This is a genomic window from Priestia sp. TSO9 (assembly GCF_021029645.1).
Lineage (GTDB): Bacteria > Bacillota > Bacilli > Bacillales > Bacillaceae_H > Priestia > Priestia megaterium_E.
Genome location: NZ_JAJEKD010000027.1, coordinates 1 through 1,455 on the forward strand (window position 1 = coordinate 1; position 1,455 = coordinate 1,455).

Annotated in this window: 1 protein-coding gene; it reads right to left on the reverse strand. The window is 41.1% G+C overall.

Going from position 1 to position 1,455, the window contains the following annotated elements; translation table 11 throughout:
• Nucleotides 1–1,455: cadherin-like domain-containing protein (locus tag LJC66_RS27305; protein WP_230933926.1), on the reverse strand; the 1,455-nt coding region annotated here is incomplete at both ends.

Here is a 1,455-nt window from a genome sequence, read left to right on the forward strand (position 1 = left end):
CTCGATACTGCCGTGTCTTCATTGGTAACCAACGTTACCACCACCGGACCTACTGGTGGATCATTTACTGGCAGAATCGTAATTGTAATCGTTGAAACGGCCGTTCCTCCTTGGCCGTCGCTTACTAGTACGGTAAATTGGTCAGTTCCATTAAAGTTTGCATTCGGTGTATAGGTATACATCCCATCTAACCCTACGTTTACTATTCCGTTCACTGGAGCATTTTGTAACGAATAAGCCAGCTGATTACCATCAATATCAGTTGCAATTACCATAGAAGTTACAGGTGTGTCTTCGTTAGTCGTCAACTGATAATTTGGAACAATTGGAGAATCATTTATTGGAATAACTGTAACGATAACTGATGCAGTAGCATTTCCTCCTAAGTTATCAGTTATATATACTACAAAAGCATCTGAACCGTTAAAGTTTGCATTCGGTGTATACGTAAATATTCCTGTATTAGAATCAATTGTTACTACTCCATTAATGGGTGGGTTTTCAATAGTGTAAACAAGTGGATTTCCATTTACGTTAGTAGCAATTACTTGATTTGTTACTGGTGTGTCTTCATCAGTAGAGATTTGCAAATCCTGTGAAGTTGTAGTTCCGTTTGTTTCAAGGACCGTTACAAAAATAGTCGATAGTGCAGTGGCTCCTTCTGGGTCTGTTATTAATATGGTGAATTGATCATTACCTATGAAATTGTTATTAGGTGTATAAATGAATGTACCATCTTGATTTATGACGGCTGTACCGTTATCTGGATTTTGTTGAAGAGTATAGGTTAGAGTAACGTTGTCAGGATCTGAAGCAGGTATGCTGCTTGTAACAGGAAGGTTAATGGTCGTTGTAACAGCTCTATCTCCTCCTACTGGCGGATCGTTTACAGGCACAATTGTTAAGGTCACAGTAGAAAGGGAAGTTCCTCCTTTACCATCTGATACCAGCACACCAAAAGTATCCATTCCGTTGTAATTTAAATTTGGTGTATAGGTAAATACTCCATTTGCCCCTAATATAACACTTCCATTTGACGGAGGCGGATTCAGCAGAGTAAATGTCAACGGATCCCCATCCGGATCAAAAGCCGGAATTTGATTTGTAAGAGGTGTATCTTCATTAATTGTAAATGCTAAATCAGCGGTGATTGGAGGGTCATTCACTGGAATTACGTTTATTGTAACGGTCGAAACCGCCGTTCCTCCTTGACCATCAGACACCAATACTGTAAACTGATCGGTCCCATTGAAATTCAAGTTGGGTTGATAGCTAAACGTTCCATCTGCATTCACCACGGCTACTCCATTTACTGGTGCAACCTGTAGCTGGTAACTAAGAGGGTTTCCATCCACATCGGTCCCTACCACTGCTCCTACCACAGGGCTGTCTTCTTGCGTGCTGAACGTGTAGTTTGGCACCGTCGGTGCATCGTTTACAGGTGTAACAATCACC